Genomic DNA, 25,641 nt, shown 5'->3' with positions numbered 1-25,641 from the left:
TAGTGGCAAGCGAGGGGAGCGCGTCGGTGCGATGAGCCGGGTTCGTCAGGACCCGGCTTCAGCCGACGCGCTTTCCAAGTACGAGAATTCGGGTGCGCATGGCACTGACCCTCCCCCCGCCGTGCACCGAGTGTCAAGTGGGTGGGACGGAGGTCTCACTATTTGAGCGCAATGGCGGATGCACGAGCGATTCCGGGCCCACCGGACCGCCCTGCCGGACGGGCAGCGCGCTGCCGCTGAGCACCACCGCGCGGCCGTTGCCCGCCAGATCCGGCACCGGATACTGGGCGTGCGTCAGGGACCGCCGCAGCCGGTGTTCGTCGAGCGGCCCGGAGAAGGCCGCGCCCATCCCGTGCGTACAGCCCATGGAGCGCAGGGCGAGGACCTGTTCGGGCAGATCGACGCCGTCCGCGACGGACTGCATGCCCAGGTCACCGGCGATCCGCAGCAGCCCTGCGGTGATCTTGTGCAGCCGGGCGGACTCCACGACGCCGTCCACCAGCCCGCGGTCCAGCCGCAGGACGTCGACCGGGAGCCGGCGCAGCGCGCTGATGGCGGCGTAACCACTGCCGAAGCCGTCGAGGGCGATCCGTACGCCCAGTCGGCGCAGCGCGATCAGCCGGCGCTCCAGGTCGTCCAGCGGGAGGCGGGGATCGCTTTCGGACAGCTCCACGACGAGCGCGCGCGAGGGGAGGCTGTGCCGGGTGAGCAGCGACTCGACGCCCTTGGGGGACAGGGCGTGGTCCAGCAGCCGACGGGCGGAGAGCCGGACCGCGACCGGCACCGGATAGCCGGCCCGGTGGCGCGCCGCGGCCTGTTCGACGGCCTCCTCCAGCTGCCAGCGGTCCAGCTCGGCGGCGCGGTCACCGTCGTCGACGAACCGGCCGCGGTCGCCGACCCGCAGGAATTCGGCCGGGGTGAAGAGAATGCCCTGGGCGGAGCGCCAGCGGGCGTGTGCCGCGACCGCGGTGACCCGTCCGGTGGCCAGCTCCACGACGGGCTGGTGCAGCAGCGCGAAGGCGCCGTCGCTCAGCGCCGTACGGAGCTTGCCGACCAGCTCGGCGCGGTGCGCGACCTCGTCCTGCATCTGGGGTGCGTAGAGCTCCACCCGGCCCTTGCCGGCCTGCTTGGCGCGGTACATCGCGAGGTCGGCGTTGCGCAGCAGGCCCGCGGGGCTCACCCCGGGCTCGGCGAAGGCGACGCCGATACTGGCCGCCACCCGCACATCCCGGCCGTCGATGCGGTACGGCTCGGAGAGCTTGATGCGCAGCCGGTCGGCGATCTCGTGGATACGGAACTCCCGGGCGGCCCGGTCGCGGGTGCCGTCGCCGGTGATCAGCGCGGCGAACTCGTCGCCGCCCAGCCTCGCCGCTATGTCGCCGGAGCGCACCGAGTCGGCGAGCCTGCGGGCGGCCTGCACCAGCAGTTCGTCGCCCGCCTGATGGCCGATGGTGTCATTGACCTGCTTGAAGCCGTCGAGGTCGATATAGAGCACCGCGGTGTCGTGGTCGCTGGCCCGGCGGCCGGTGACGGCCTGGGTGACGCGCTCGGTGAACAGCGCGCGGTTGGGCAGGTCGGTGAGCGTGTCGTGTGAGGCGTTGTGCTGGAGCTGGGCCTGGAGGCGGACGCGTTCGGTGACATCGCGGGAGTTGAAGATCAGGCCGCCGTGGTGGCGGTTGACGGTGGATTCGACGTTCAGCCAGCCGTCACCGCCGGAGCGCCGCTCGCCGGCGCGGAAGCGGCACTCGATACGGGTGGTCGGTTCGTCCTCGGGGGCCGCGGCGAGGAATCTGCGGACCTCGTGCACCACCCGCCCCAGGTCCTCGGGGTGGATCAGCGAGGCCAGCTCGGAGCCGACCAGCTCCTCGGCGTCGCGGCCGTAGACACCGGCGGCGGCCGGGCTCACATAGCGGAGCACACCGGTCGGGGCGGCGATCATGATGACGTCGCTGGAGCCCTGCACCAGGGAGCGGAAGTGGTTCTCCTTCTGCGCCAGCTCCTGGGTGAGGGTGATGTTGTCGAGCAGCATGATGCCCTGGCGGACGACCAGCGCGAGGACGACCGTGCAGCCGGTGAAGAGCACCACGCGGTCGATGCGCCGCCCGTCCAGGACGTTGGTGAGGATGCCCAGCGTGCAGACGGCGGCGGCGAGATACGGGGTCAGTGCGGCGAGCGAGCCCGCGATGGGGCGGCTGCCGTGCGGCTGGACCCGGCGGGCGGCGGGCTTGACGTCCTCCTCGGTGCGCTCCTCCCCCGCGCGGCGGGCGACCCAGGGCGCGTAGGCGAGCAGCATCGAGCCGGCGAACCATCCGGCGTCCAGGATCTGGCCGGAGCGGTAGTGCTCGCGCAGCAGCGGGGAGCTGAACAGGGCGTCGCACAGCACCGTCAACGCCAGTGCCGCGACCGCGGTGTTGATGGCCGAGCGGTGCACCGAGGAGCGCCGGAAGTGCAGCGCGAGCACCATGCTCACCAGCACGATGTCCAGCAGCGGATAGGCCAGCGAGAGGGCGCACTGGGCCACGCTGCGGCCCTGGAAGTGGGCGGTGTGCGCGAGCGCGAGGCTCCATGAGAGAGTGACCAGCGATCCGGCGATCAGCCAGGAGTCGAGACCCAGGCAGACCCAACCGGCCCGGGTCACCGGCCTCTTGGCGAGCACCAGCAGGCCCACGATGGCCGGCGGCGCGAAGAGCAGGAAGCAGAAGTCGGCCAGGGAGGGGCTGGGTACCGTGACCCCTTCGATGACCTCGTACCAGCCCCAGACGCCGTTGCCGAGGCCGGCCATCCCGGAGGACGCGGCGAACAGCATCCAGGCCGGGCGGAACCGGCTGCGGCGCTTGCGTGCGTACAGCCCGCAGGAGACGGCGGCCAGCAAGGCCGCGAAGCTGAGGCCGAAGTCCCCCATGAACGCGGCGACTTCGGGCGATCCCCAGCCGAACGCGGCGCCGATGGCATAGCCGCCGCAGACCACCGCCAGCACGATCTGCGGCACGACGCTCGGCGGGTTGCCGGCCGGCGCCGGCGACCTGGAGAGCATCGCCCCGGGGGCGCTCACCGGACTCTCCCGCTCACCCGTACCGGGCGTCGCCGCGAGCGAAGCTCCTGGGGGCCGCGCAGTATTCCCGCGGGCGCTCGTGGATCGTGCTTCTCGCTACTCGTCCATCGGCCGTACATCGCCCGTCGCCCCCCTCGAGTCCCGGATCGTTCGCACGCGCCGCGTCATTCCCGGCGTCGTCCCCGCTCGGACGATACACCAGTTCCGTCACTCAGGGACATAGCGTCTCTACGGAGCGTGACTACGAGCGAATGGCGAACACTCCTTGCAGTCGTACGGCCTCGTAGCGCTACGCGCAAGCGGTTTCAGTCGGCGGTGGCGACCACGTTCCGCAGGGGCTCGCCGGCCGCGAAAAGCGTCAACTGGTCCCGGATCAGCCGCTTCGCACGGGGCAGGAAGGCAGAGCTGGGGCCGCCGACGTGTGGAGTGACGAGTACGCCGGGAGCGTGCCACAGCGGATGTCCGGTGGGCAGGGGTTCCGGGTCGGTGACATCGAGCGCCGCGTACAGCCGTCCGGATTCCAGCTCGGCGAGCAGTGCCCCGGTGTCGACGACGCGGCCGCGCGCCACATTCACCAGCAGCGCACCGTCCTTCATCTGCGCCAGGAAACCGCTTCCCACCAGGCCACGAGTGGCGTCGGTGAGCGGAGTCGCGAGCACGACGACGTCCGCGTCGGGCAGATGGGCGGACAGGTCGGAGAGTGGATGCACAGGACCGCGCACTGTGTCACGAGCGGTGCGTGCGATGCGTACGACCCGCGCACACTCAAAGGGTGTGAGCCGGTCTTCGATGGCACTGCCGATCGAACCATAGCCCACAATGAGGACCGACTTGTCGGCCAGCGCGGGCCGGAAGTCCGGCCGCCACTCCCCCGCGTCCTGGGCCCGGACGAAGCCCGGGATGTCACGCAGCGCCGCGAGGATCAGGGTGAGCGCCAGCTCCGCGGTGCTGGCGTCGTGGAGCCCGCGGGCGTTGCACAGCTGGGCACCGGACGGCATGTCGGACAGCCCCGGGAGCAGGTTCTCGGTGCCGGCGGTGAGCGCCTGCACCACCCGCACCCGGCTCATCCGGCGCAGCGGGCGCAGGAGGATCTCCGCGCTCTTCATGTAGGGGACGGCGTAGAAGGCGCAGCGGGCGGGGTCGGCCGGATAGTCGGGGCCGGCGTCCCAGTGGACGTAGTGGAGCCCGTCGGGGAGTCCCCCGATCTCCTCGGGCGGGATCGGGAGCCATACGTCGTGCGCCTGGGTGTGCTGGTCCGGTGTTGCCATGTCCCGAGGCTATGCGAAGAGACGTTCTGTTCAGACGTTAGTTTGGTCAGGCCCTTGACCGGGGGCGAGGGGACGGAGGCACAGCCAGGTGGAGCGCAGGACAATCGGTGCGGCGGCCCTTGACGTGGGGGCCATCGGGCTCGGCTGTATGCCGATGAGCTGGGGGTACACCGAGTCGCAGCGCAGCTTGGACAGCTCGCTGCGGGCCGTGCACACCGCGCTGGACCGGGGTTGCAGCCTGCTGGACACCGCCGACATGTACGGCCCGTTCACCAATGAGCTGCTCGTGGGGCGGGTGCTCAAGGAGCGGCGGGCGGACGCGTTCGTCTCGACCAAGTGCGGGCTGCTGGTGGGTGAGCAGCACATCGTCGCCAACGGGCGGCCCGGTTACGTCAAGCGGGCCTGCGATGCCTCGCTGCGCCGGCTCCAGACCGACCGTATCGACCTCTACCAGCTGCACCGGGCCGATCCCGAGGTGCCCATCGAGGAGACCTGGGGGGCGATGGCGGAACTGGTGGCGGCCGGGAAGGTGCGGTCGCTGGGGCTCTGTGCGGTGGGCGCGCGGGCGGTCCGGCCGGCCCGCGCGGCCCGTACGGAGCGGCGGCCGGCCGGGCGGGCGCGTCCCCGGTCCCGGATGCACGACGGGACGCTGGCCCAACTGGAGCGGATCCAGCAGGTGTTCCCGGTGAGCAGTGTGCAGGCCGAGCTGTCGGTGTGGTCGCTGGACGCGCTGGAGGCGCTGCTGCCGTGGTGCGAGTCGCGGGGTGTCGGCTTCCTGGCGGCGATGCCGCTGGGGAACGGCTATCTGACCGGCACCCTCACCCCGGGGCAGGGCTTCGAACCGGAGGACCTACGGGCCCGCCACCCCCGTTTCACCGCCGAGATGATGGCCGCGAACCAGCCGGTGGTGGCCGGGCTGCGACGGGTCGGTGCCCGCTACGGCGCGACGCCGGGGCAGGTGGCGCTGGCGTGGACGCTGGCGCAGGGCCGGCATGTCGTCCCGGTGCCGGGCACGAAGAAGGAGCGTTGGGCGGCGCAGAACGCCAAGGCCGCGGAGCTGACGCTCACCCGCGAGGATCTGGCGGAGATCGCCGCGCTGCCGCCGGCGCGGGGGTCGTGGTACTAGGGACGGCAGGAAGGGGCAGGGGCGAACAGGCCGGGAGATGGCGTCCCGTGTTGCCTGGCGCGGGCGCGACGGCCCTCCCTGGCAGCCCGCCCGTGGGCGCGGCTTGCCGCCGTCCGGCGGGCCCGCACGGCCCGCTCGCGGCCCGGCCGTCCGCGGCGGATCATGGCAGGTGGGAGTGGCTCCGGAGCGCGTACGGCGCGGCGGTGCGGCGCGCGATGTGGTGTTCTTGTCCACGCCCTGCCGACGAGAGGACCCTGCCGTGCAACGCCGTTCCCAGACCGCCGTGTTGGCCGCCGCTTCGCTGCTCCTGGCAGCGGGCTGCTCGTCCGGCGGCGCGCAGCCCGAGGGCGGTGGCAGCTCCCCGGCGGCCCCGTCGAAGAGCGCCGACGCCTCGCCGGGCGCCACACCGGAGTCCACCGCACCGCCCGCCAAGGGCTCGGTGAAGGTGACCCGCTCCCTGACGACCGGGCTGACGTCGCCGTGGGGGGTGGCGGTGCTGCCGGGCGGGGATCTGCTGGTCGCCTCCCGTGACACCGGAAAGATCGTCCGGGTCTCGGCGGACAGCGGCAAGAAGACCGAGCTGGGATCGGTGCCCGGCGTGGACCCGGGGGGCGAGGGCGGGTTGCTGGGGATCGCGGTGTCCTCGACGTTCGGCGCGGACCACCAGGTGTACGCGTACTTCACCACCGCGTCCGACAACCGCATCGCCCGCATGAACTACGACGAGAAGCGCCCGCCGGGCAATCAGCTGGGCGCGCCCGACACGATCTTCAAGGGCATTCCGAAGGGACAGATCCACAACGGCGGGCGGATCGCGTTCGGTCCGGACAAGATGCTGTACGTGGGCACCGGCGAGACCGGTGACAGCGGGCTGGCCCAGGACAAGGACTCACCGGCCGGCAAGATCCTGCGGATGACGCCGGACGGCGAGCCGGCGCACGGCAACCCCGAGGCGGATTCGGTGGTGTACGACTACGGCCACCGCAATGTGCAGGGGCTGGCCTGGGACGACGGCAAGCGGCTGTGGGCCTCGGAGTTCGGGCAGGACACCTGGGACGAGCTCAATCTCATCGAGCCGGGCAGGAACTACGGCTGGCCGGAGGTCGAGGGCCGGGCCAAGGGCGGGGCGAAGGGGCCCGGGTTCGTGAACCCGGTCGAGCAGTGGAAGACCGCGGACGCCTCGCCCAGCGGTATCGCCGTCGCCAAGGGCTCGGTCTGGATGGCGTCGCTGCGCGGCGAACGGCTGTGGCGGATCCCGCTGAACGGGACGAAGCCGGTGGCCGCTCCGCAGGCCTTCCTGAAGGGCACCTACGGACGGCTGCGGACCGTCGTGGCGGCCGGCGACGGCACGTTGTGGCTGGTCACCAGCAACACCGACGGACGGGGCACTCCGCACAAGGGCGATGACCGGATTCTCCGCCTCAAGGTGAGCTGATCCGGCAGATCCCTTTTCGGGTGTCCTGCCTACACTCGGGGAGCAGGGGGGACGGGTGCGCGCACACCGAAGAGGGGGCAGGGCACCATGTTCAACATCGCGGAAGAACTGTTCGCACCGGGGCGCAAGAACACCGACGAGGAGCGGCAGCGGATGTCGCTCGTCGTCGATGACGTGGGCGACGGCGACCCCGGCAAGGGCCCGATAGATCTCGCCTCGGGCACCGTTGTCGTCCGGATGGCGCCGCAGCGGCAGGACCGGGACGCCGGGCCGCCCCTGGGCCCGTCCCGGCCGGGTGCCGGTTCGCCGAACGTGCCCTAGCCGGCCGCTGGTTCGCCGAAGAGGCGCAGGCGGTGCGCCACCGCGCCCGCCTCGCCGCGGCCGGAGACGCCCAGCTTGGCGAGGATGTTGGAGACATGGACGCTGGCGGTCTTCGGGGAGATGAACAGGGCGTCGGCTATCTGGCGGTTGCTGCGGCCGTCGGCGACCAGCCGCAGCACCTCGCGTTCGCGCGGGGTCAGGCCGAGGGATTCGGCGGGGGCGGCGGCCGGGAGTGCCTCGGCGGCGCGGGTGCTGTGGGCAGCCGTCCCGGCCGTGGAGTCCGGTATCAGGCCCGGCAGCGGGACCCGGGCCCGCTGGGCGAGGAGTTCGAGTTCGTCGGCGAGCGGGCGGGCGCCCATCGTCACAGCGGCGGTGTGCGCCTGGGTGAGCAGGAGGACGGCGGCCTCCCGCGGGGTACGGCCGTGCAGTCCGGCGGTGGCCCGCTCGCTGACGTGGAGGAGTGATTCGGCCCAGCGGTAGCAGGCACGGGCGAGTTCGTGCGGGCGCTCCAGGGGCTTGAAGGCGGCGACCGCCCCGGCCCAGGCGTCGGGGGTCTCGCGGCCCTCGGCACGGCGGAGTTCGGCGTCGACCGCGCGGTCGTAGGCCGACCAGACCGGGCAGAGCTCGGGCAGCCGCTTGGCCGCGTCCCGGATGCGGGCGAGGATCGCGGGCCGGCCGGGCTCGGCGGCGGGCAGTCCGCGGGCGTCCGCCTCGGCGGTGGCGGCCGCCCACAGCAGCGGCCAGGTGTAGCGCTGGGTGCCAGGCGGGAAGCCGGCGTCCAGGGCCTGCTGGAGGATGCTGCGGGCATCCAGGAGGCGGCCCTGGCGGGCGGCGATGCGCAGGGCGTGCCGCGCCATGACGAGGGCGTGCTGCGGCTGGGGGTCGTGGGTTCCGTAGTACTCCTGGGCGATGGCCAGTTCGCGTTCGGCCTCGGCGAGGTCTCCTCGGTCCAGCGCGAGACCGGTGCGGCGGCTGGCGGCCAGGGCGATGGCGCGCGGGTTCTGCGCGAGGCGGCGGGCGTCGGCGGCGGCCCGGCCCGCCTCCTCCCAGCGGCCCAGCGACTGAAGGGATTCGGCGCGGTTGCCCAGCACCCAGCTGGTGCTGTCCTTGAGGCCGTAGCGGGTGGTGAGTTCGACGCCCTGGTCGGTGACCTCGACGGCTTCCCGGGAGCGGCCGACGCCTTCCAGCGCGGAGGCGAAGTTGACCTGGCCACGGCCGATGACGGCGAAGTAGCCGCGGTCGACGGCCCGTTCCAGGCTCGTACGGAACTCGGTGATGCCCTCGTCGACATGGCCGGCGTCGACCCGCAGCCCCGCCAGGGTCAGCCGGGAGTTGAGCTCGGCCTCCTCGTCGCCGACCAACCGGGCCAGCTCCACGGCGCGTTCGGCCGTCGCGAAGGTGCCCGGTCCCGGTTCGTGCAGGACCTCCCAGCCGGCGACGGCGGCCAGCACCTCGGCATGTACGGAGGACGGCGGCAGTCCGCGGACCAGCTCCTGTGCGGTGCCGAGGTCCTCCCAGCCGTTGCCGCGGCCGGTGCTCTGGCAGAGGCGGGAGCGCTGCACCAGGAACCAGGCCGTGCGCAGGGGGTCCTGCTCGCTGCGCAGCGAGCGCAGGGCACGCTTGGTGATCGTGAAGGCCCGTTCGATGTCGCCGGACAGCCGGGCGGCCACCGCGATCTCGGCGAGCAGGTCGAGGAAGCGCAGGGCGTCGCCGTCATGGCAGCCGCAGGCCGGATACGCCTCGGCGTAGTCGACCGGGCGCACCCCCTGGCGGACCTCGGTGGGGGCGTCGTCCCACAGCTCCAGGGCGCGGTCCAGCAGCCGCAGTTGCTCGGCGTACGCATGGCGGCGGCGGGCCTGGACGGAGGCGGCGAGGACGGCGGGCAGGGCCTTGGCGGCGTCATGGGCCTTGTACCAGTAGCTGGCCAGCCGGGCGGCGCAGACCTCGGCGCGGACCAGGGAGGGGTTGGCCTCCAGAGCTTCGGCGTAGCGGCGGTTGAGGCAGGTGCGCTCGCCGGGCAGCAGATCGTCGACGACCGCCTCGCGGGCGAGGGCGTGCCGGAAGCGGTAGCCCGTGCCGTCCTGGGTGGGTACGAGGGTGTTGCTGCCGACGGCCGCCCGCAGCGCCTCGATGAGGTCGTCCTCGGGCATCCGGCAGACGGCGGAGAGGAGTTCGTGTTCGACGGTGGAGCCGCCCTCGGCGGCCGTGCGCACCACCCGCTGGGCGTCCTCGGGCAGCGCCTCGACGCGGACCAGCAGCAGATCGCGCAGGGGGTCGCTGAGGCCGTGCAGCGCGCCGTCGGCGAGGCCGCGGGCCAGTTCCTCGACGAAGAAGGCGTTGCCCTCGGAGCGCTTGTAGACCCGGTCGACGGTGTCCTCTTCGGGGTCGCTGCCGTTGATCCCGGCGATCTGGGAGCGGACCTCCTCGCGGTTGAAGCGGGCCAGTTCGACGCGCCGGACCGTGCGCATCCGGTCGATCTCGGCGAGGAACGGGCGCAGCGGATGGCGGCGGTGGATGTCGTCCGAGCGGTAGGTGGCCACCAGGAGGACGTTGGCGTCGTGCAGCGCCCTCAGGAGATAGGCGAGCAGTTCGCGGGTGGAGCGGTCGGCCCAGTGGAGGTCCTCGATGACGAGGACGAGGGTGCGGTGGGCGGCGAGCCGCTCCAGGAGGCGGGCGGTCAGCTCGAAGAGGCGGGCACGGCCGATCTCCTCGTCATGGGCCTCGCCGGGGGTCTCCCCCAATTCGGGCAGGATGCGGGAGAGTTCGCCCTCCTGGCCGGCGACGGCGGCGGCCAGCTCGTCGCGCAGATGCCAGTTGAGGGTGTGCAGGATCGCGGAGAACGGGGCGAAGGGCAGACCTTCGGAGCCGATCTCGATACAGCCGCCGAGCGCGACGAGCGCGCCCCGGGCGCGCGCGGACTCGCCGAACTCCTCGATGAGACGGGTCTTTCCGACCCCTGCCTCACCCCCGATCAGCAGGGCCTGGGGCTCGCCGGATGCCGCGATGCAGTCGAGCGCGCCCTCCAGCACGGCGAGTTCGGCCGCTCGGCCGACGAACACGGGACTGACGGACCTGGTCTCCACGCCGCTGAGCATCGCACAGGGGTCTGACAATCCGGCAGCGGGTTTCGCTGCACGGAGCGAGTGGCCCGGTACGTGGCACGCCCGGCCCGGTGCAGTGCGCACCTGGGGCCGGGCGTGGGGCGGTCGGGCCGGCTGTGGGGCCGGCGAGTGGCGTGGCACGGGGGCCTCGGGGTCAGGCGGTGGCGCGGCGTACCCGCGCCCACCGGCTCCGCGCCCTCACCCTCCCCTCGGGTTCGTCGGACCCGGAGCGGGCGGCGGCGCGCTGCCGGGTCTGCCCGGCCTCGTGTACCAGGCGCTGCCGGTCGGCCTCCCGGCGCAGCTCTTCGTGACGGACCCGGAGCTCCAGCTCGGAGTGGAACATGGTGTCTCCCCTGACGACGGTGTGGTGTGCTGCCCGACGGTGTGTCGAGTGGTTCCAGCCTCGTCGCCAAGGGGGGTCCGCCACATCGGGAGACCTCCCGATCTTCGTGTCCGTACAGTCCTTAGGAACGGGTACCCGGCGGGCGGAGGGGTGCCTAGGGAGGGGGTCCGGGGGCCGTAGGGACCCCGGAAAACCGATGCGGTGAGGGTCAGTCGCGGCAGGGCGAATCCTGCTGCTTCGGCGCCGTCAGGCTGTACGCCCCGCAGGCGACCACCGCTTCGGGCTCGCCGGCCGACTGCCGGAGGATCACCAGGGTCTTCCGCTTCGGGGGGCCGCTGCTGAACTCGGAGAAGCTGACGACCCCGGTGGCACCGTCGAAGGTGATGTTGTTTCTCAGGGCGGTCAGAACGGATTCCCGCCGCACGGTGCTGCCCGCATTGTCCACGGCCCTGGACAGGACGTGGAAGGCGTCGTAGGAGACCGCGGAGTGCCCGTCCTGCCGCCAGGGGTCCTGCGGATACTGCCTGTTGTACTGGCGCACGAAGTCCTTGGTCTTCGCGCTGGCGCGGCTGTCCTCCTCGGGGAGGCGGTGCGCGGAGTGGTACAGCCGGAGCCAGTCCTTGTCGGCATACTGGCCGGTGAGCGCCACATTCGTCAGCTCATTGCCGCCGAGCACGGTGAGATCGTTCTCGATGCAGGTCCCGTTGGTGTCCATGGCTCTGACGAAGGCCGTGAAGTCCTTCGCCCGTGCGGTCCAGTAGACGACGGTGTCCGGTTCGGCCTTCAGGGCCTGGCACACCTGGCCGACGAGCTGGTCGGCCGTGGTTGCCTTCTGCGTACCCCCTTGTGTGGCGAAGGGCTGTGAGTCCTGGCGGAAGCTGATGACCGTCTCGCCCCCCTTGAAGGCCTGCTGGAACCTGTCGGCGAGGCTCTCGCTGTAGAGGTCGTCGGGGGTCCGTACGATCACCGCGTGCCCGGCGGGAACGCATTCCACCTGCGCGTGCGGGTCCGTCTGCCCCGGCTTCGCCACGAGGGGGGAATGGGCGGCGAAGGCGGCCTCAATGCCTGCTTCCGTGCTGTTGGCCGGCGTGAAGGGCCAGTAGGAATCGCTTTGCTGCATCTCGTCCGCCGTCGCGGTGGTGCCGACCATCGGCATGCCGATGGCGCCCAGTTCCTTCACGGCCGCCTGGGTCTCCTTCGTGCTCTGCGCGAAGCCCAGGACGCCGACGATCTGCTCGTACGCCTTCTTGGAGTTCTCCTGCTTGACTTCCTGGATGAGGTCACGCACGGCGGGGACGGCTTCGCGGAAGCCCGCACCGGCCCTCCGCACTTCCACCCGCAGCGGTACCCGGGAGGAGTCCGAAGCGGCGTCCTCGATCAGCCGCTGCTGCCACATGGCGGCCCCGCGCAGTTCGGGGATGGCCCCGTCGAAGATGGTGTCCTCGGCACTCGTCGGAGGGGTCGATTCGAAGAGCACGACGGTGCGCACCGCGCGGGTTTCGGCGTACTTCTCGGCCTCCTGGTTCTGCTTGTCGATCCGGTTCTGCGCATCCTGGTACCACTCCTTCGGCCTGACCTCGACGCGCTCGGTCTGGCTGCCGGCCGCGGCCGGCCGGTCCCCGCCCACACACCGGGTCTCCGGCGGCGTTTCCCAGAAACCGGGTGCGAGGGCGCCGCCCACCAGGAGCGTGGCCAGCGCGGCCAGTTCGACGGCGGTCACGGCGCGCCAGCCCATCGTGAACTTCCGTGGCTGCACCGGGGGAATCTGCAGTCCGGGACGCTCGAAGGGCTCGTCCTCCAGGGGCACCACGACCGGCCGCGGGTTGCTGGAGTGGAGCAGGCTGCTCGCCCGGCGGAGGTTGGTGCGTTCCACGCCCAGCTCGGCCTGCAGGGAGCCGGAGGGACGGCCGACCGCGATGACGAGCGGGCCGGGCCCGTCCAGCCCGGGCTGGAGGGTGTGTAACGCGCGCAGGAACCGCTCCGCCGCGTCGGCTCCCGGGGCGCCCTCCGGCGGAATCTCCACCAGCAGTACGGGGCGGGCCACCCTGCGGCGGCGCTTGGGCAGCAGCCGTCCGACGGCGGGTTTGCGCAGGTCCTCCAGCAGGGCGCGCAGCAGCAGGAGTTCGAGGGCGGCGAGGCCCTCCTTGTGGCGCGGATGGCTGGGCTCCAGACTCAGCCGGGGCGACTGGCGGGCCCCTACCTGGTCGAGGAGTTCGAACACCGGCGCCCCGCCGGCGGTCGCGTTGAGGTGTTTGCCGAGCCAGCCGCTGCGCTTGGACCTGACGAGCTTGCGGTTCTGCCGCCGGGCCCAGATCCACCGGGGCAGGGTCCGGGTCAGCGAGTGCCATACGAGCCCGACGAAGAAGCCGTACACCCCGCCGATGGGCGCGGTGTCCGTGCCGCCCATGTGCCACAACAGGCCGGGGAGGCCGCCCCGTTCGGCCCGCTGACGGTAGACGTGGTCGCGTAACTTCCGCGCCCCCAGGCCGCCGCCCGGACGGCTTTCCTGTATCTGGGCGACGACATCAGCCATCAGCCAGAAGTTGGGGAAGCGGTCAGGGGTCGAACGCCGGGGGATGTCGAATTCGAGGCCCCTGCCCGCCTGGACGGTGAGCAGGGGCACATCCTCCTCGGCGTACAGCACCGTGTGCGGCACGCGCTTGTACTCGGGTCCGAGTGCCCAGCGCAGGGCTTCCAGGACCCGGTGGGTGTGGGCCTCCGGGGCATCCGCCGGGGTGCTGAGGAGGAGCAGGGGCGGCTTGTTCTCCAGGAGGTCCCGGCGGGCGGGGTTCACGGCGGTGCGGTACTCGCGGATGAAGTAGTCCGCTCCCGCATCGTCGGGGAAGGAGGAGGGTTCGACGGAGTTGTTCGCGGATCTCACCTCAAAGGTCCAACTAATGATCTACGCACGGTAGTTATCCATGCTAGATGGGTGACCGTGAGGGCTCAATCGACTTGCGGAAATTGTGGATGACGCGCGGCAGCCGCCGCCGGTTCGCCGGGAGCGCGGCCCGGCAGGGCCACCACGCCCCCGCCAATGGCGAAGACCCACCGGACGGACCGGTGGGTCTTCAAGGGATGTCGGTTTCGGTGGCCTACGGACCGGCCGGGCCGCCCGTCGGGGCCTTGGGCACGGTCGGCATGCTGCCGAACAGGTCGAGGTACATGCCCGCGGAGATCAGGATCCCCAGCACGCCCAGGACCAGTCCGCCCCAGGCGACGGCCCGCACCCAGGTGGCGCGCGGGCGGGTCAGCACCACCGTGGCGGCGAGCACGGCCAGGAGCGCGAAGACTCCGTTGACCAGGGCGTTGGTGTGCCAGGAGGCGCCGTAGACGGCGGCGATCTGGTCGCTGGCCTTGCCCGACTGGAGTTTGATCTGGCCCATCAGGTTCGCCCGCTCGGCCATCGTCGTACCGAGCCAGGTGCCCGTGACGGACGCGAGGCCGAGCCCCGCGGCGACGACGGCACCGGCGCCGGCGGCGATCCCGGTGGAGGTCGTGACGGGCACGGTGTCCGGGCCGTGGTCCGGCTCGTCGGTGCCGTCGTCCGCGCCGAGGTCACTGGCCTCGTCCTGCGCGGCGAGGGCGGCGTTCTCATCGGCCTGCTCGTCGGCCTTGGCGGCGGCCTTGCCGGCCGCCTCGGCCTCGGTGGCCTCCGGAATCGCGGCTGTCTCCGTGGCGGTCTGCGCCGGCACGGCCTTCTCGTCGTCGGTCTTCTTCTCGGTCGTCCTGGTACCCATGGGCGCGACGGTAGGCGTCCCGTCTGAGAGTCGGATGAGAGCCGGGGCGCCGAGCGCGCGGCGGACGGCGACACGCCGACCGCGGGGGCCGCACCCAGGGGCGGTCCGGTCGCGGTCCGGGGCCGGTGGCTACACGCCGACCAGCGGTTTCTCCCCGTCCTGGGGGCCGGGCAGCCGCACCCCGCCCGGCTCCGGCGGCGGCTCGATGCTGATCCGGGGCAGCCACCGGTCGAGCCAGGACGGCAGCCACCAGTTGGCGCCGCCCAGCAGATGCATCAGGGCGGGCACCAGCAGCGTACGCAGCACGAACGCGTCCAGGGCGACGGCGCCGGCCAGGCCGATGCCGAACATCGCGATGATCCGGTCGCCGCTGAGGATGAAGGCCCCGAACACCGCGATCATGATGACCGCCGCCGAGTTGATCACGCGGCTGGTCTCGGCGAGGCCGACCCGTACCGCCCGCCGGTTGTTGTGCGTCAGCTGCCACTCCTCGTACATCCGGGAGACCAGGAACACCTGGTAGTCCATGGACAGGCCGAAGAGCACCGACACCATGATGACCGGCAGGAACGGTTCGACCGGGCCGGCGCTGCCCAGCCCCAGCAGTTCGCTGCCCCAGCCCCACTGGAAGACCGCGACCACGATCCCGAAGGACGAGGCCACGGCGGCGACGTTCATCAGCGCGGCCTTGAGCGGTATGCCGATGCTGCGGAAGGCGAGCAGCAGCAGGACCGAGCCCAGCGCGATCACGACGCCGATGAAGAGCGGCAGCTTGCCGACGATGACGGACGCGAAGTCGTCGTAGCTGGCGGTGATCCCGCCGACCTGTACGCGCAGCGTGCTGGTGCCCGCGGCCTCGGGCAGCACCTCCGTCCGCAGGCGTTCCACCAGGTCGGAGGTCTGCCGGGACTGCGGTGAGGTGGTGGGTACGACGGTGATCACGCCGGTGCTGTGGTTGCCGTCGAACGTGGGACGGCTGACCTGGGCGACGCCGGGGGTGTCCCGCAGCCGGTCCGGCAGGTCCGAGAACGCGATCCGGTCCTTGGCGCCGTCCAGGGTGCCGACGAGCGTCAGCGGCCCGTTGAAACCGGGGCCGAAGCCGCTGCCGTTGCCGTCGCCCGCGAGCAGGTCGTACGCCTTGCGGGTGGTCGAGGTGGCCGGGTTGTTGCCCTGGTCGGAGGTGCCCAGATGGAGGCCGAAGGTCGGCAGCGCCAGGACGAGCATGACGGCCGCCGCGATGGTGCCCAGCAGTTTGGGGTGCCGCTCTACGAAGCCGGACCACCGGGCGGCGATCCCGGTGGTCCGCTCGCGCCGCGGTCCGTGCTCGGCCAGCCGGCGCCGCTCGCGACGGCTCAGCGCCCGCATCCCGATCAGCCCGAGCAGCGCCGGCAGCAGGGTGACGGCGGCGGCCACGGTCAGGACGACGGTGAGCGAGGCGGCGAGGGCGACGCCATTGAGGAAGCTCAGCCGCAGGATCAGCATGCCCAGCAGCGCGATACAGACCGTGGCACCTGCGAAGACGACCGCGCGCCCGGAGGACGCGACGGCCCGGATGGCGGCCTCTTGGACCGACAGGCCCGCACGCAGCCCCTTGCGGTGCCGGGTGACGATGAACAGCGCATAGTCGATGCCGACGCCGAGCCCGATCAGCATGCCGAGCATCGGGGCGAAGTCGGCAACGGTCATGGCGTGGCTGAGCAGGGTGATGCCGGCCGAGGCGGTGCCGACGGCGGCGAGCGCGGTGATGATCGGCAGGAAGGTCGCGGCGAGCGAGCCGAAGGCGAGGAAGAGCACCACGGCCGCGGCGCCCAGCCCGATGATCTCCGCCAGTTGGGCGCGCGGGGCCTCGGTCAGCGCGATGCCGGCGCCGCCCAGCTCGACCTGGAGGCCCCGGCCGGACGCGTGCTGCGCGGTGTCGACGACCTTCCTGACCTGGGCGACGTCCAGCTCGTCGGTGGACCGGTCGAAGATCACGGACGCATAGGCGGTGTGCCCGTCCTTGCTGATCTGCCGCGCCCCGGTGCCGCCCGCGCCGTGTTTGCCGTAGGGGCCCTGCACCTCGGAGACGCCGGGCAGCCCGGCGATCTCCTTCAGGGTGTGCCGCATCGTCTTCTCTACGGCGCCGGAGCGGACCGTTCCGGGGTCCGTGTGCCACACGACGGTGTCGCCGTCCCCGGAGCGTTCCGGGAAGGCCTTCGCCATACGGGCGGTCGCCTGCCCGGATTCGGTCCCGGGCACCTCGTAGTTGTTCGAGTACGCGGCCCCCGTCACCCCCGCTGCGACGGCGACCCCCGCGAAGGCGGCCAGCCAGAGCACGATCACCACGATGCGGCGCCGGAGACACCACCGAGCCAGAGCGGTCACGGACCTCGTCTGCTTCCCGGGTTGGGCGTCGATATCTCCCGGGGGCGGGCGGTGCCGAACGCGGATGTACGGGGACGGGGCGGGCCGTCGCACACGCAAAAGCGGAAGCGTCCGGTCCACCCCTGGGGCAGGATGCCAGCCGGAAAAGATCCTTTGACCTCTTTGTGGACTTCCCCACAAAGAGACGGGAATGGGGAACTCCGCTCCGCCCCGTACACCGAGGCTCAGCCGGTGACCGACTCCTTGCCGTTCTCCACATGCCCCATGAGCCGGCGGTGGAAGGACCGGTCCTCGGCGACCGTGAGGCGGAGGTCGTACCAGCCGTGCGCGGCCGCGGCGGGGTACCCGACGGTGCGGCTGCGGCCGGCCTTCACCTTGACCGTGCGCGGCGCGGTGTCCGTGTAGGCCAGCGGCGTGAGGGTGCAGGTCAGCTCGGTGCGGCCGGGGTTGGTGACGGTCAGGTGGAGCTCCTGCCGCCGGGCGTCGATCCGGGTGCTGATCTTGACGGCCGCGGCGGCGCCGCGGCCGGTACCGGCGAATTCCCGCCGGAAGCCGTTGGGCCCGGTCACCGTGAAGCGGTACGTACCGCCCTTCACCGGCACTTCCCAGCGCTCCGTCCCCTCGACGTCCCGGTGCTGCGGCGCACCGAATTCCTTCGCATACGGATAGAGCGCCAGGTGGACGGAGGCCCGGCCGGTGTTGCGGACGGCCATCCGGAAAACCGAGGCGCCCGGGTCGAAGCCGCCGTCGGCGTCCGGCTGGTAGGGCAGCGCCCTGGCCGGCCGGCCACCAGGCTCCTGCTGCGGCAGCGCCTGCCGGACCGGCGGCTGGGGTGCCCAGCGCCCGCTGAACGCCGGGATCGCGCCGGGTTGCCGCACCGACGGCTGTCCTCGCCCACGGGAGAAGTCGAAGGCGGCGGTCAGATCACCGCAGACGGTGCGCCGCCAGGCGCTGATGTTGGGCTCCTCGATTCCCGTCCAGCACTCCAGGAAGCGGGTGATCGAGGTGTGGTCGAAGACCTGGGAGCAGGCGTAGCCGCCGACCGTCCACGGCGAGATGACGAGCATCGGCACCCGGATGCCCAGACCGGTCGGCCGGCCGTCCCAGAATTCCCCGTCGGTCCCGGCGGGCGGCACCGGGGGCGGCACATGATCGAAGAACCCGTCGTTCTCGTCGTAGGTCAGGAAGAGCGCGGTGCGCCGCCAGACGTCCGGGTTCCGGCCGAGCGCGTCCAGCACCTGGTAGACGAGGGTGGCGCTCTCGACCGGCGAGGAGGAGCCGGGGTGCTCGGAGTCCGCGGCGGACGGCACGAGGTAGGACACCTCGGGCAGCTTGCCGCTCGCCACATCCGCGGCGAACGCGGTCGCCAGGGTGTCCGGCTCGCCCCGCCGCAGCGCCCGCTCGAACAGGCTCCGCTCCGCGCGGCTCAGCCCCTTGACGCCGTCCCCCAGGAGCCCCTGGAGCCGCTTGCGCCCGGCCTCGTCGGCGCCCGCCAGCGTCATATAGAAGGCGGTCATGGTCCGCACGCCGTCCACCTTGGCCAGGGCCTTCCTCGCGACCGCCTTGAAGCGCGCGTAGAACTCCAGGTTGTTGTCGGTGAAGTTGTCCCACTCCTGGTAGACGCGCCAGCTGCGGCCGGCCTTCTCCAGCCGCTCGGCGTAAGTGGTCCAGGTGTAGCCGGGGTGGGTGTCCTCCTCGTAGGCGTCGTTGCCGACCGCCCGCTTCCCGTTGGGCTCGTAGCCCGTCCAACCGCTCACCAGGTGGTTGCGGTTGGGGCTGGTCGAGGAGTGGATGGAGGAGTGGTAGGCGTCGCAGACGGTGAAGGTGTCCGCGAGCTCGTGGTGCAGCGGGACGTCCTGCCGGTCGTAGTGCGCCATGGTGGCGGCCGTCTTGGCGGTGACCCAGCCGTTCATCCAGCCGCCGTTCCAGGCCACCGCCCCGCCGAACCAGCTGTGGTCCAGCGCGCCGATGTACTGGAGGTCCTTCTTCTGCGCGGCGGCCGCCTCGCGCACCGGGAAGGGCAGCACGGTGCCGAGGCCCAGCAGCCCCGGCTGCTCGAAGACGCTGCGGCCGCCGGGCAGTTCGATGGCATTGCGGTCCGCGTAGCCGCGTACCCCGCGCAGCGTGCCGAAGTAGTGGTCGAAGGACCGGTTCTCCTGCATCAGCACGATGACGTGCTCGATCTCCGCGAGCCCGCCGCCGCCCCGGGCAGGCCGGGCCGCGTCGGCCGCCAGTGCCTGCTGCAACGACGGCGGCAGCAGCGACCCGGCCATCGCCGCGCCCGCCGCGCCCGCCCCAACTCCCAATACACGTCTACGAGATATCTCCGGTGCCACGCCCGACCTCCCAGTCGACAGTCACGACAACCACGGACCGCTCAATGGTCTGCGTTCGGCCCATTGAGCCGGTGCGAGCGGGACGCTAGCGGAGCGACCTGACCGGCGATAGGCAGCGTGGTGACAACTCCGGGTTATCCACAGGCGGTTGCGGCGTCGAAGGATCACCTCTTAGGTTCAATGGCATGGGGGAAATCGAACATCCGGCGAATGCAGGCCCCGGCGCGCCGCGCCGCAGGCGGCTCTGGGCCGCGGTCGCCCTGGCCATGGCCGCACTGCTCCTCGCCGCCTGGGCCACGGTGAACGGCGCGTGGCCCTGGAGCGGCTCCCTGCCGGACCGGGCGTGCTGGGGCTCCCTCGACCGCTCGCTGCTGACGAAGGCGGCACCGGGCGACGCGTCGTGGGAGGTCAGGGAGGAGAAGGACCGGTGGGGCGACCCGGATTGCACGGTGCAGCGGGGCGACTGGCGGCTCGACGCCACCGTCATGACGACCCCGCTCAAGGCGGACATGTGGTGGGGCCTCGGCACCGTCCCGCTCCGCCACGGCCTGCCCGGGATGATCAAGCCGAACCCCAACCGGGTCGACGGCTGGCTCCGCCTCCCCCAGTGCCACAACAAGCTGGCACACATCAACGTCCCCAGCGCGGGGGCGGACCGGCACGCCGCCTCGGACTTCGCGGCCAGGAGCCTGCTCGCCGTCGGCAACGCCCAGATAGCCCGGTGCGGGGGCAAGCCCTTCCCCGTCCCCCGGAGCTTCACCTGGCCCGCGCCGAAGCCCGTGCACCTCTCGCACGGCGAGACGCCCTGCGGCGTGGCGGACGCCAGGACCGTACGGGAATGGGCCGACGGGGAGGTCCGCCAGTTCGGCGGCTTCAGCGCCGACCCGGTCAGCCGGTGCTCCGCCCTGGAGGAGGGCGACGACGCGCGCGGCCTGGGATTGTTCTCGGCGCTCGTGCTGCGCGACCGGGCAACCCTGGACGCCTTCTCACCGACCGGCGTCCAGGCCCGTGTACAGGTGTCGTCCGCCCGGCCCTTGAAGCTGACGGCCAAGGACCTCCGCTTCGACGGCGACGCCGCCACGGAACTGGCCTGCGCAGGCGGCCGCGAGCGCAGATATGTCCACGTGATCTCCGAGGGTTCGGACGCCCAGTACACGGCGATCAAACGCGCCGTGCTGACCAAGGTCGCCGCCTCCATGGGCTGCCACTGACCCGCACCGGCCGCCCCCGGCCCGGTCAACGCCGGCCGCCCACATACTCCGGCCACCACTCACACCACACGACCTTGCCCGGGGCGCGCTCCCCCACCCCCCACTTGTCCGCGAGCGCGGACACCAGCAACAGCCCCCGCCCGCACTCCTCTTCCGCCGCACCGTCCCGCACCGGAACCCGTGGCTCCCCGTCCCCGCTGTCGTGCACCTCGACCCGCAACAGCCCGTCCTCGCCCAGCAACAGCCGCAGCCGGTACTCACGACCGGGCGGAACACCGTGCAGCAGGGCGTTGGTGGCCAGTTCACTGACGCACAGCAGCACCTCGTCCGCCCGGCGTTCCAAGTCCCATTCGACGAGCGCGTTACGGGCGAACTCCCTGGCCAGCGGCACGGATCGGCGCTCCCGCCGGTAGCGCACCGTACGGGCACAGAGCGTCTGGATCTCCTTTTGCATGGCGCCACTGTCACAGTGCGTAACTACGCTGGACCACAGTGTCAGGTCGTACAGATCCGCTGTACGACTTCTGGCTGTGTCATGCCGTCACTGGGAGGGGAAGGCAGAGCGCATGCACCAGGCGAACAAGGCGAACAAACCGAAGAAAATCACTTCCTGGCACGTCATCGGCGCCCTGCTGAGTCATTTCCGCCGGGCCGCCCGCATCACCCAGCCCGAACTGGCCGAGCGGGTGGGGCTCCACGAGGACACCATCGGCTCCATCGAGCAAGGCCGCCGACCGCTCAAGCTCGACCTGGCCGAGACCCTGGACGAAATCCTCGACACCAAGGGCGCGTTGGCGGTCGCGGTGGCGAAGGTTCCGGAGCGGGAGAAGCTGCCCGCGTTCGTACAGGACCTGGTGGAGCATGAGGAGGCCGCGCTGACGCTGCTGTCGTATCAGAACCAGGTGGTTCCGGGGCTGTTGCAGACGGAGGCGTACGCACAAGCCACCTTCGACTCGCTCTACCCACCGCTGGACGAGGAACGAGCCGAGGTGTGGCTCTCGGGACGCATCAGCCGACAGAAACTGCTGGAGCGCAAAAAGCCGCTGCCCATGCTCAACTTCATCCTGGAAGAGGTGGTGCTCCACCGGCCGGTCGGCGGCCCCGAGATCCTGCGCGCCCAGCTCCGCCATCTCCGCTCGTGCGCCGAACTCCCCTTCCTGGGACTCCAGATCATGCCAACGTCCCGACACACCCACGCCTCCCTGGATGGTCCACTGATCCTGCTGGAGACACCCGACCACGAGCACCTCGCCTACATCGAAGCCCAGCGGATCAGCTTCCTGGTCGACGACCCGGATGAGGTCAGTGCGTACCAACAGAAATATGGGATGCTGCGATCGCAGGCCCTCACCCCTGAGGAGACGAAGAGCCTGCTGGACGACTTGCTAGGAGAGTCATGACCAGCACAGCAGCCCAGCACTTCTCTCACGGACTGAACTGGTTCAAGTCCACCTACAGCGGCAGCGAAGGCGGCAACTGCCTCGAAGCGGCTTACGAATGGCGGAAGTCGAGTTACAGCGGCAGCGCGGGCGGCAACTGCATCGAAGTGGCCTACGACTGGCGCAAGTCCACGTACAGCGGCAGCGAGGGCGGCGACTGCCTCGAAGTCTCCACCTGCCCCTCCGCCATACACATCCGCGACTCCAAGAATCCGGACGGCCCGATACTCACCCTGAGCGCCGCCGCCTGGTCCGCGTTTCTGGCCGACGTCGCCAACTGACGGGCGCGGAAGTGACGATGATGCTCCGGCAGCTGGGAACGCACGGCCCCACCGTCTCGACCCTCGGCCTCGGCTGTATGGGGATGTCGACCTCGTACGGCGTCCCGGACGACGCCGAATCGCTCCGTACGCTCGACCGCGCGGCCGAGCTCGGCATCACCCTGCTCGACACCGCGGACGCCTACGGGCGGGGCGCCAACGAGGAGTTCCTCGGCCGCTGGCTGCACAGCCGTACGGCATCGGTGCGGGACGGGCTCGTCCTCGCGACCAAGTTCGGGCTGCGGCACGACGCCGCCACCGGGCGGGTGAACGCGGTCGACTCCTCCGCCGCCTGGGTGCGCGCGGCCTGCCACGCCTCGCTGCGCCGCCTCGGCACGGACCGTATCGACCTCTACTACCTGCACCGCCGCGACCCGGCCGTCCCCATCGAGGAGACGGTCGGCGCGATGGCAGAGCTCGTCGCCGACGGTGCCGTACGCCACCTCGGCCTCAGCGAGGTCAGCCCGCAGACCCTGCGCCGGGCGCACGCCGTCCACCCCATCAGCGCCGTACAGCTGGAGTACTCCCTCTTCACCCGCGAGGTCGTGGAGGGCGAAATGCTGGCGACCTGCCGGGAGCTGGGCATCGGCATCGTGGCGTACTCGCCGCTCGGGCGCGGCATGCTGACGGGCGCGCTCGCCGCACGGGACGATCTCACCGCCGAGGACGCCCGGCGGCGTTGGCCGCGGTTCGCCGAGGAGAACATCGACCGCAATCTGCGCCTGGTCCGGGCCGTGCGGACCACCGCCGAGTCCTTCGGCTGCACCCCGGCCCAGGCCGTCCTCGCCTGGCTGCTCGGCCAGGGCGAGGACATCGTGCCGATCCCCGGCACCAAGCGCCGTACCTACCTGGAGGAGAACGCGGCGGCGGCCGGGACCGAGCTGAGCGCGGAGCAGCTGGCCCTGCTCCGGGCGGCCGTGCCCGACGGCGCCGTGGCGGGGGAACGCTACCCGCTCGCCGCCCTGGAACGTCTGGGCCACTGAGCCGGGCAGGGGGGCGGCAACCGTCGGGCCGCGCCCGGAATGTGCCGTCCCCTCCCCGTCAGGTTCCGCCCCCGCTGCCCCCCGCCGCCCCCGCCGCCGTCCGGCTCAGGAGACCGGGCAACGCCGGGGGCGAACTCGGTGACGTACCACTGGGGTTACAGGCCGAAGGCGCCGCCCTCGATGAAGATGAGCAGGCCGATGGCGATCAGGACCAGCGGCAGCAGGATGTGACCCCAGCGCGCGAGGGCCTTGGCGATGACGGGTCGGGTGGCGAAGAACCGGCCCGCGAAGCACCACACAGCCACCAGCACGAGGAACACCACGGCGTACACCGTCATGCCACCGATGCCGGCGGTGGCGAAGACGGGCACGTAGACGCCGATGTTGGCCGAGGCTCCGTGCTGTCCCCTGCCCCCACAGAGCGCCCGGACCCCAGGGAAGGATCTCGAAACAGTGTTGATCAGGAACGACTACCCACGCCGTATCGCGCTGGGGACCAGCGGGATGGCGCTGCTGGTCACGGTGGCGACCGTCATCGGCATCGCCAAGGGTGCGGCCCGCGTGGAGCTCCTCGTGACGGATCTGGTGCTGGTCTGCTGCGCCGTGCTCGCGGTGGTCGGGTGGCGCAAGGAGAGGGCGTGGATGACGCTCACGGCTGGTGCCACGCTGCTGGTCGCGGTCTTCGGCGGTGGCTGGCTCTTCGCGGAGTGAACGCCGCCCGGCGGGGCGCGCCGCGGGACGGGCAGCCGGGCGTTCTCGCCTGCCGTGAGCGGAAAGCGGCCGTCCCTCCCGAGGAGTGCCCGGGAAGGACGGCCGCTCACCGTCGTGCACGAAGTGGCGCGTCAGCCCTCGACGCCCAGCTTCTCCAGGATCAGCTCGCGGACGCGGGCCGCGTCCGCCTGGCCCCGGGTGGCCTTCATGACCGCGCCGACCAGGGCGCCGGCCGCGGCCACCTTGCCGCCGCGGATCTTGTCGGCGATGGCGGCGTTGGCGGCGATCGCCTCGTCGACGGCGGTGCCCAGGGCGCCCTCGTCGGAGACGACCTTGAGACCGCGCTTCTCGACGACGGTGTCCGGGTCGCCCTCGCCGGCCAGCACACCCTCGATGGTCTGGCGGGCCAGCTTGTCGTTGAGCGAGCCGTCGGCGACCAGCGCGGTGACCCGGGCGACCTGCTCGGGGGTGATCGGCAGGGCGGCCAGGTCCACGCCGTCCTCGTTGGCGCGGCGGGCCAGCTCGCCCATCCACCACTTACGGGCCGAGGCGGAGTCCGCGCCGGCGTCGACGGTGGCGGTGATCAGGTCGACCGCGCCCGCGTTGAGGATCGACTGCATGTCGTGCTCGGAGATGCCCCACTCCTCGCGCAGCCGGTTGCGGCGGACCCGCGGCAGCTCGGGGAGCGTGGCCCGCAGTTCCTCGACCCACTCACGCGAGGGGGCCACCGGCACCAGGTCCGGCTCGGGGAAGTAGCGGTAGTCCTCGGCCTCTTCCTTGATGCGGCCGGCCGTAGTGGAGCCGTCCTCCTCGTGGAAGTGCCGGGTCTCCTGGACGATCGTGCCGCCGGAGGACAGCACCGCGGCATGGCGCTGGATCTCGAAACGGGCCGCACGCTCCACGGAGCGCAGGGAGTTGACGTTCTTGGTCTCCGAACGCGTACCGAACTTCTCGGTGCCGTTGGGGCGCAGCGAGAGGTTCACGTCGCAGCGCATCTGGCCCTGTTCCATCCGGGCCTCGGAGACGCCGAGCGCCTTGATGAGCTCGCGCAGCTCGGCGACGTACGCCTTGGCGACCTCGGGGGCCCGCTCGCCCGCGCCCTCGATGGGCTTGGTGACGATCTCGATGAGCGGGATACCGGCGCGGTTGTAGTCCAGCAGCGAGTGCCGGGCGCCGTGGATACGGCCGGTGGCACCGCCGATGTGGGTGGACTTGCCGGTGTCCTCCTCCATGTGGGCGCGCTCGATGTGCACCCGGAAGATCTCCCCGTCCTCCAGCTGTACGTCGAGGTAGCCGTCGAAGGCGATCGGCTCGTCGTACTGAGAGGTCTGGAAGTTCTTCGGCATGTCCGGATAGAAGTAGTTCTTCCGGGCGAAGCGGCACCATTCGGCGATGGAGCAGTTCAGCGCCAGGCCGATCTTGATCGCGGACTCGACGCCGATCGCGTTGACGACCGGCAGCGAGCCGGGCATGCCCAGGCAGGTCGGGCAGGTCTGCGAGTTGGCGTCCGCGCCGAGAGCCGTGGAACACCCGCAGAACATCTTGGTGTTGGTGCCGAGCTCGACATGGACCTCCAGGCCCATGACGGGGTCGTACGTCGCGAGGGCGTCCTCGTACGACACCAGGTCAGTGACAGTCACGGTGAAACTTTCCCTCTCAGCCCAGCAGGACGTCGTCGTCGCCCAGGCGCTTCAGTTCGCGGTAGAGGATCGCCAGGCCGGTGACGATCGCCGCGGCCGAAACGGCGGCGTCGATCAGGCGGAGCGTGTCGTTCTCCTTGCGGGCCAGCTTGGCCTGCTTGGCGACGCTGATGGCGCCGAACGCGGTGCTGCCGATCGACAGGTACAGACCGGACTTGGACTTCTTGAAGTTCTTGGCCTTCTTGGTCATG

The 25,641-nt window shown here is 71.5% G+C and carries 20 protein-coding genes; 8 read left to right on the top strand and 12 right to left on the bottom strand.

The features are described 5' to 3' along the window. Positions 1-133: 133 nt before the first annotated feature. Together AC3EUV_RS18545 and AC3EUV_RS18540 are read right to left on the bottom strand one after the other, a co-directional pair. Positions 134-3,052 carry a putative bifunctional diguanylate cyclase/phosphodiesterase gene (locus AC3EUV_RS18545; RefSeq protein ID WP_432142036.1) on the bottom strand — a complete coding sequence of 973 codons (2,919 nt, stop codon included), beginning with the start codon at positions 3,050-3,052 and terminating at the stop codon, positions 134-136. A 305-nt stretch (positions 3,053-3,357) separates the two neighbouring features. Beyond that, complete coding sequence (locus tag AC3EUV_RS18540; protein WP_432142035.1) at positions 3,358-4,320, bottom strand: 2-hydroxyacid dehydrogenase; 963 nt, start codon at positions 4,318-4,320, stop codon at positions 3,358-3,360. Positions 4,321-4,408: 88 nt separating this feature from the next. Between AC3EUV_RS18540 and AC3EUV_RS18535 the strand changes: the two genes are divergently transcribed. The 3 genes from AC3EUV_RS18535 (at position 4,409) to AC3EUV_RS18525 (ending at position 7,202) form a co-directional block, all read left to right on the top strand. Beyond that, positions 4,409-5,446, top strand: coding sequence for an aldo/keto reductase (locus AC3EUV_RS18535; protein ID WP_432142034.1), 1,038 nt, complete (start codon positions 4,409-4,411; stop codon positions 5,444-5,446). Between the two features lie 259 nt (positions 5,447-5,705). Beyond that, positions 5,706-6,881 carry a PQQ-dependent sugar dehydrogenase gene (locus AC3EUV_RS18530; protein WP_432142033.1) on the top strand — a complete coding sequence of 392 codons (1,176 nt, stop codon included), beginning with the start codon at positions 5,706-5,708 and terminating at the stop codon, positions 6,879-6,881. Positions 6,882-6,968: 87 nt separating this feature from the next. Then, on the top strand, positions 6,969-7,202 hold the full coding sequence (locus AC3EUV_RS18525) for a DUF6191 domain-containing protein (RefSeq protein ID WP_432142032.1): 234 nt from the start codon (positions 6,969-6,971) through the stop codon (positions 7,200-7,202). Here AC3EUV_RS18525 and AC3EUV_RS18520 read toward each other — a convergent pair. The 6 genes from AC3EUV_RS18520 to AC3EUV_RS18495 form a co-directional block, all read right to left on the bottom strand. After that, positions 7,199-10,297 carry a helix-turn-helix transcriptional regulator gene (locus tag AC3EUV_RS18520; protein ID WP_435603373.1) on the bottom strand — a complete coding sequence of 1,033 codons (3,099 nt, stop codon included), beginning with the start codon at positions 10,295-10,297 and terminating at the stop codon, positions 7,199-7,201. The two genes, AC3EUV_RS18525 and AC3EUV_RS18520, sit on opposite strands and share 4 nt — an antisense overlap. Positions 10,298-10,457: 160 nt before the next feature. Further along, positions 10,458-10,646 carry a hypothetical protein gene (locus AC3EUV_RS18515; protein WP_435603372.1) on the bottom strand — a complete coding sequence of 63 codons (189 nt, stop codon included), beginning with the start codon at positions 10,644-10,646 and terminating at the stop codon, positions 10,458-10,460. Between the two features lie 208 nt (positions 10,647-10,854). Further along, positions 10,855-13,527: a type 1 periplasmic-binding domain-containing protein gene (locus AC3EUV_RS18510; protein ID WP_435603371.1), complete on the bottom strand. Its 2,673-nt coding sequence runs from the start codon at positions 13,525-13,527 to the stop codon at positions 10,855-10,857. A 214-nt stretch (positions 13,528-13,741) separates the two neighbouring features. Next, complete coding sequence (locus AC3EUV_RS18505) at positions 13,742-14,386, bottom strand: hypothetical protein (RefSeq protein WP_435603370.1); 645 nt, start codon at positions 14,384-14,386, stop codon at positions 13,742-13,744. Between the two features lie 129 nt (positions 14,387-14,515). After that, complete coding sequence (locus tag AC3EUV_RS18500) at positions 14,516-16,750, bottom strand: MMPL family transporter (RefSeq protein ID WP_435603369.1); 2,235 nt, start codon at positions 16,748-16,750, stop codon at positions 14,516-14,518. Between the two features lie 224 nt (positions 16,751-16,974). After that, positions 16,975-19,086: a phosphocholine-specific phospholipase C gene (locus AC3EUV_RS18495; protein WP_435603368.1), complete on the bottom strand. Its 2,112-nt coding sequence runs from the start codon at positions 19,084-19,086 to the stop codon at positions 16,975-16,977. A gap of 185 nt (positions 19,087-19,271) precedes the next feature. On the opposite strand from AC3EUV_RS18495, the gene AC3EUV_RS18490 reads away from it, so the two are divergent. Beyond that, the gene (locus AC3EUV_RS18490) at positions 19,272-20,297 is read left to right on the top strand and encodes a hypothetical protein (protein ID WP_435603367.1); all 1,026 of its coding nucleotides are present in this window, start codon (positions 19,272-19,274) and stop codon (positions 20,295-20,297) included. Between the two features lie 25 nt (positions 20,298-20,322). On the opposite strand, the gene AC3EUV_RS18485 is transcribed toward AC3EUV_RS18490, so the two are convergent. After that, positions 20,323-20,751, bottom strand: coding sequence for an ATP-binding protein (locus AC3EUV_RS18485; RefSeq protein WP_432142024.1), 429 nt, complete (start codon positions 20,749-20,751; stop codon positions 20,323-20,325). A 112-nt stretch (positions 20,752-20,863) separates the two neighbouring features. Here AC3EUV_RS18485 and AC3EUV_RS18480 point away from each other — a divergent pair, with 112 nt between their 5' ends. The 3 genes from AC3EUV_RS18480 to AC3EUV_RS18470 are packed head-to-tail and all read left to right on the top strand — an operon-like array spanning position 20,864 to position 23,039. Beyond that, positions 20,864-21,697 (top strand): helix-turn-helix domain-containing protein, encoded by an 834-nt coding sequence (locus AC3EUV_RS18480; protein WP_432142023.1) that lies wholly within the window; start codon positions 20,864-20,866, stop codon positions 21,695-21,697. Then, entirely contained in the window at positions 21,694-22,017 is a 324-nt protein-coding gene (locus AC3EUV_RS18475) for a DUF397 domain-containing protein (RefSeq protein ID WP_432142022.1), read from the top strand. Before AC3EUV_RS18480 ends, AC3EUV_RS18475 begins: the two co-directional genes overlap by 4 nt. Positions 22,018-22,034: 17 nt before the next feature. After that, positions 22,035-23,039: an aldo/keto reductase gene (locus AC3EUV_RS18470; RefSeq protein WP_432142021.1), complete on the top strand. Its 1,005-nt coding sequence runs from the start codon at positions 22,035-22,037 to the stop codon at positions 23,037-23,039. 155 nt (positions 23,040-23,194) lie between these two features. On the opposite strand, the gene AC3EUV_RS18465 is transcribed toward AC3EUV_RS18470, so the two are convergent. Further along, positions 23,195-23,422 (bottom strand): cadmium resistance transporter, encoded by a 228-nt coding sequence (locus AC3EUV_RS18465; protein WP_435603400.1) that lies wholly within the window; start codon positions 23,420-23,422, stop codon positions 23,195-23,197. A gap of 70 nt (positions 23,423-23,492) precedes the next feature. Here AC3EUV_RS18465 and AC3EUV_RS18460 point away from each other — a divergent pair, with 70 nt between their 5' ends. Next, positions 23,493-23,750: a hypothetical protein gene (locus AC3EUV_RS18460; protein ID WP_435603366.1), complete on the top strand. Its 258-nt coding sequence runs from the start codon at positions 23,493-23,495 to the stop codon at positions 23,748-23,750. Between the two features lie 131 nt (positions 23,751-23,881). Here the strand turns inward: AC3EUV_RS18460 and gatB are convergent, their stop codons facing one another. Further along, on the bottom strand, positions 23,882-25,390 hold the full coding sequence (gene gatB, locus AC3EUV_RS18455) for an Asp-tRNA(Asn)/Glu-tRNA(Gln) amidotransferase subunit GatB (RefSeq protein ID WP_432142018.1): 1,509 nt from the start codon (positions 25,388-25,390) through the stop codon (positions 23,882-23,884). Between the two features lie 16 nt (positions 25,391-25,406). Next, the gene (locus tag AC3EUV_RS18450; protein WP_033266953.1) at positions 25,407-25,640 is read right to left on the bottom strand and encodes a hypothetical protein; all 234 of its coding nucleotides are present in this window, start codon (positions 25,638-25,640) and stop codon (positions 25,407-25,409) included. Position 25,641: the final 1 nt, after the last annotated feature.

The organism is Streptomyces sp. bgisy130 (genome assembly GCF_057708345.1).
The sequence above is the reverse complement of the archived record's forward strand: the minus strand, read 5'-3'. Positions and strand labels throughout refer to the sequence as shown.